The sequence below is a fragment of the Actinophytocola sp. genome, from assembly GCF_049647105.1.
Taxonomy (GTDB): domain Bacteria; phylum Actinomycetota; class Actinomycetes; order Mycobacteriales; family Pseudonocardiaceae; genus Actinophytocola.
In genome coordinates this window covers 1-4,767 of sequence record NZ_JBARWZ010000287.1, presented here as the reverse complement: position 1 = coordinate 4,767, position 4,767 = coordinate 1, and the positions used below count along the sequence as shown (strand labels likewise).

The 4,767-nt window shown below is 71.1% G+C and carries 5 protein-coding genes; 3 read left to right on the top strand and 2 right to left on the bottom strand.

Annotated features, from left to right (window positions below; all coding sequences use genetic code 11):
• A partial coding sequence (locus WBA97_RS34220) for an MFS transporter (RefSeq protein WP_424235137.1) occupies positions 1-630 on the top strand: 630 nt, incomplete at its 5' end.
• Here WBA97_RS34220 and WBA97_RS34215 read toward each other — a convergent pair.
• Both WBA97_RS34215 and WBA97_RS34210 read right to left on the bottom strand, forming a co-directional pair.
• A complete protein-coding gene (locus tag WBA97_RS34215; protein WP_424235136.1) occupies positions 627-1,880 on the bottom strand; it encodes an acyl-CoA dehydrogenase family protein in 1,254 nt (417 codons plus the stop codon). The genes WBA97_RS34220 and WBA97_RS34215 overlap by 4 nt on opposite strands.
• 56 nt (positions 1,881-1,936) lie before the next feature.
• Positions 1,937-2,644 (bottom strand): TetR/AcrR family transcriptional regulator, encoded by a 708-nt coding sequence (locus tag WBA97_RS34210; protein ID WP_424235135.1) that lies wholly within the window; start codon positions 2,642-2,644, stop codon positions 1,937-1,939.
• Positions 2,645-2,695: 51 nt separating this feature from the next.
• On the opposite strand from WBA97_RS34210, the gene WBA97_RS34205 reads away from it, so the two are divergent.
• Entirely contained in the window at positions 2,696-3,709 is a 1,014-nt protein-coding gene (locus WBA97_RS34205) for an NADP-dependent oxidoreductase (protein ID WP_424235134.1), read from the top strand.
• Between the two features lie 147 nt (positions 3,710-3,856).
• Positions 3,857-4,717 carry an SGNH/GDSL hydrolase family protein gene (locus tag WBA97_RS34200; RefSeq protein WP_424235133.1) on the top strand — a complete coding sequence of 287 codons (861 nt, stop codon included), beginning with the start codon at positions 3,857-3,859 and terminating at the stop codon, positions 4,715-4,717.
• Positions 4,718-4,767: the final 50 nt, after the last annotated feature.

The window sequence follows — 4,767 nt, the reverse complement described above, 5'->3', positions numbered from 1 at the left end:
GTGCTGCCCGCCGGTCACCGGCGGGCGCATCGGCCCGCGCGAGGCGGGCGGGTGGCGCCGTGGCCGTTGCTGGCCGCCGGTTTCGCCGCCATGGCCGCGTTCGCCGGCATGGAGACGACCGTCGCTTTCCTTGCTGCGGCCCGGTTCGGCGCCGGGCCCGCATTTGTCGGCGTGCTACTCGCCTGCGCGGGCCTGGTGCTGGTGGTCGTGCAGGGTTTCCTCGTGGCGCCCGCCGCACGGCGGTGGGGTGAGACCCGGCTCGCGGTCGGCGGCGCGGTGCTCATGGCGGCCGGGCTGGTCGTGCTGCCGGTCCTCGCCGGGGTGCCGTTCGTGGCCGCAGTGCTCGTCGCCGCCGCCGGGAACGGTGTGGTGACGGCGACGACCGCGAGCCTGCTCGCCGGCGCGGGCCCCCGCGAGGAGACCGGCGCACGCATGGGACAGGGTCAGTCGGCCGCCTCCGCCGCCCGCGCGTCGGGCCCACTCGCGGCCGGCGCGTTGTTCGATGTCGCGATGGCCGCGCCGTACCTGCTCGGCGGTGCGCTGGCGGTCGGAGTCGCGCTCCTGGTCCGCCTCCCCGGAATTCGAAGTGCTGGTATCGACCCAGCTCACCCTCGGACCGTGGATGGTTAGTGGCTGGGTGCCGTCACGGGGGTTGGGGTGGCTGTCCGGCCGAATGACGTGTCGTACCGGCGCAGTTCGGTCAGTGCCAGGGTGCGCTTGTGCACCTCGTCGGGGCCGTCGGCGATCGCCAGCGCCCGCGCCTGGACATACAGGTGGGCGAGCGGGAAGTCCTCTGTCATGCCACCCGCGCCATGGACCTGGATGGCGCGGTCGACCACGCGTTGCAGCATGGCCGGGGCGGCGACCTTGATGGCCGCGATCTCGACGCGGGCCTCGCGGTTGCCGACGGTGTCCATGAGCCAGGCCGCCTTCATGACCAGCAGCCGGGTTCGCTCGATCTCGATGCGGGCCTCCGCGATCCAGTCCTGGATGTTGGCCCGGGCGGCGACCGGCTGCCCGAACGTCACCCGGGACAGTGCCCGGGTGCACATCAGTTCCAGCGCGCGCTCGGCCATGCCGATGATGCGCATGCAGTGGTGGATGCGGCCGGGACCGAGCCGCGCCTGGCCGATCGCGAACCCGTCGCCCTCCTCCGCGAGCAGGTTCGTCACCGGCACGCGCACGTCGGTGAAGGAGATCTCGCAGTGCCCGCCGTGTTCCTGCATGCCGAACACGGGCATGCTGCGGACGACCTCGACGCCCGGGGTGTCGATCGGCACCAGGACCATGCTCTGCTGCCGGTGCGGCGCGGCATCCGGGTCGGTCTTGCCCATCACGATCAGGATGCGGCAGTTCGGGTGCGCCGCGTTGGTGGCCCACCACTTGCGGCCGTTGAGCACGTAGTCATCGCCGTCGCGCACCATGCTCAGCTCGATGTTGGTGGCGTCCGAGCTGGCCACGGCCGGCTCGGTCATCGCGAACGCCGACCGGATCTCCCCCGCCAGCAATGGATCGAGCCATTCCTTCTTGTGCTGGTCGGTGCCGAACTGCGTCAGCACCTCCATGTTGCCGGTGTCCGGTGCCGAGCAGTTGCACGCCTCCGCCGCGAGCATGCCGCGACCGTGGATCTCCGCGAGCGGCGCGTACTCCACATTGGACAGACCGGCGCCGAGCGCGGGGTCCGGGTGGAAGAGGTTCCACAGCCCCCGCCGCCTGGCCTCGGCCTTCAGCTCCTCCATCACGGGCGGCTGGAAGTGCGGGTCACCCGCGGCCCGGATCTGCTCGGCGTAGACGGGCTCGGCGGGCAGGACGCGCTCGTCCATGAACGCGAGCAGCCGGTCCCGGTAGTCCCTGGCGCGATCGGTCGGTGTGAGATCCATGGTGCGGCTCCTTGCGCGACGAGTGGTTCGCAGCATCACCGAACTTGAACTCGACGTCAAGTTTGGTCGCGGAGCCGCCGCTCGATGTCGTCGAGCGCGGCGCGGAGCTGCGCCATGGTCCGGTCGAGTGCCGCGCGGTCGTCTCCTGGCGGGCGGATCCGCAGCGCGTTGACCCACAGCGTGGTCAGCGTCGACACGAGTGCCTCGAAGTCGACGTCTGGCCGCAGGCCGAGCGCGAAGGTCATGTAGGCGTGCCGCGAGACCATGGACGACAACGCGGCGGCGGTCAGCTCGGGGTCCAGCGTTGGGTCGGCCGTCCCCTCCCGCTGGAGCCTGCGGATACCGCGCACGTTGCGTTCCTCGAACGCCCGCGCCCTGGCCAGCCGCAACGCCATGAACCGCTCGTCGATACCCGTCACCTGCTCGAAGACCCGCAGCAGGTCGGCGTTGTCACGGTAGTACCCGAGGTAGGCGCGGGTGGCCTCCTCGATCACCGCGACCGGGTCGGCGTCGCCGAGGCGCGCGTCGTGGATGCCAGGGTGCAGCATCTCGTCCTGGACCTCGTGCCACAGCGCGACGAAGATCTCGTACTTGTCAGTGAAGTGGGTGTAGAAGGAGCCGTTCGCGACCCCCGCCGCCTTGGCGATCGTGGTGGTCGTGGTCGAGAGGTAGCCGTCCCGCGCGAACACCTCCCTGGCCGCGACGAGCAACGCGGCCCTGGTCTGCCTGCCCCGTTTGCTGTGCGGCAGTGCGCGCTCGGTCATGGCTGGGAGTATACGTTGAACTCGACGTCAAGTTCGGGATACCCTGCGGGTATGCCCACTCAGAACCGGCAGGTCCGGCTCGGCGCGCGTCCCGTCGGACTGCCGACCCCGCAGGACTGGCAGCACACCACCGAGGACGTGCCGGAGCCCGGCGACGGCCAGTTCCTCGTGCGGACCGAGTACGTCTCCCTCGACCCGGCGATGCGCGGGTGGATGAACGACGCGCGGTCCTACATCCGGCCGGTGCGGATCGGCGAGATCATGCGGGCGGGTGCGCTCGGCCGCGTCATCGCCTCCAACCACGACGGCTTCGCGGTGGGCGACCACGTCACGGGGACCTTCGGCGTGCAGGAGTACGCGGTGTCCGACGGCCTTGGCGTGATCAGGGCGGATCCGGCGCTGGCGCCGCTGCCCACCTACCTCGGCGTCCTCGGGCTCACCGGCCTGACCGCCTACTTCGGCCTGCTCGACGTCGGCAAGCCGCGCGAGGGTGACACCGTGGTGGTCTCCGGTGCGGCAGGCGCGGTGGGCAGCGTGGTGGGCCAGATCGCGAAGCATGTCGGCGCCCGGGTAATCGGGATCGCGGGCGGGCCGGAGAAGTGCGGGCTGCTGACCGAGGAGTTCGGCTTCGACGCGGCCATCGACTACCGGTCCGACGACGTGCGGGCCGCGCTCCGCGAGCACGCGCCCGACGGCGTGGACGTCTACTTCGACAACGTGGGCGGGGACATCCTCGACCACGTGCTGGCCCGGCTGCGGCTGGGTGCGCGGGTGGTGCTGTGCGGCGCCATCTCCCAGTACAACGCGACGGAGCGCCCCTCGGGGCCCGCGAACTACCTGTCGCTGCTGGTGAACCGCGCGTCGATGACCGGGATGCTGGTGTTCGACTACGAGGAGCGGTACCCAGAAGGCGTGTCCCAACTCGCCGAGTGGCTCGCGGCAGGCGTCGTGACCGCCCGCGAACACGTCGTGGACGGCACGATCGACGAGTTTCCCGAGGTGCTCCTGAAGCTGTTCGCCGGGGAGAACACCGGCAAGCTGCTGCTGCGGATCGCGGACCGGTGAGCACCATGGTGAGCCGGGTGAGGCGCACGTAGTTCGTACTACTTCAGCCGGTTGACGTCGGGCCCCGGATCGTTGACGATTGGCGAGCGCACTTACCTACTCGTGAGTAGTGTGCGGCCCGCCGTCATCGATGCCGGAAGAGGAACAATGCCTCGTCGTCTACTCGCCGCCACGACCGCGGCGGTCGCCGCGCTGAGTCTCGTCACCACCTCGTCGGCCGCGCAGGCCGACACCGCTCCGCTGAACTACGTCGCGCTCGGCGACTCCTACAGCGCCGCCTCCGGGGTGCTGCCCCCCGATCCCTCCGCGCCGCTGCTGTGCCTGCGGTCCACCCGCAACTACCCGCACGTGCTCGCGACCACGACCGGCGCGGACCTGACCGACGTGACGTGCGGCGCCGCCGAGACCAAGCACTTCACGACCGCTCAGTACCCGGGCGTGGCGCCACAGGTCGACGCGCTCGGCGCGGACACCGACCTGGTCACGTTGACGATCGGCGGCAACGACAGCGGCGTGTTCATCGGCGCCATCCTGTCCTGCGGCGCGGCAGGCCTCCTCACGCTCGGCCGTGGCAGCCCGTGCAAGAACACGTTCGGGTCGAAGTTCGAGGACACCGTGCGCGACACGACGTACCCGGCGCTGGTGGCGGGCCTGCGGGCGGTGCGGGCGAAGGCGCCGAACGCGCAGGTGGGTGTCCTCGGCTACCCGTGGATCCTCCCCGCGACCGGCGGCTGCTTCGACAAGATGCCGATCGCCACCGGCGACGTGCCCTACCTGCGCTCGCTGCAGGCCACGCTCAACGACGCCATCTCGCGGGCCGCGGCGGAGACCGGCGCGACCTATGTGGACATGGGTGCCGCGTCCGAGGGGCGCGACGCGTGCCAGCGGCTCGGCGTGCGCTGGATCGAGCCGGTGCTGCACACCACCAACCCGGTGGTCGTGCACCCGAACGCGCTCGGCGAGGCCGCCATGGCCGCGCAGGCGATCTCGGTGCTCGGCCTGGGCTGAGCACCGAGCACGGAACACTGGTCTGCGGCGGACCGGCAGCACGGCTGCCG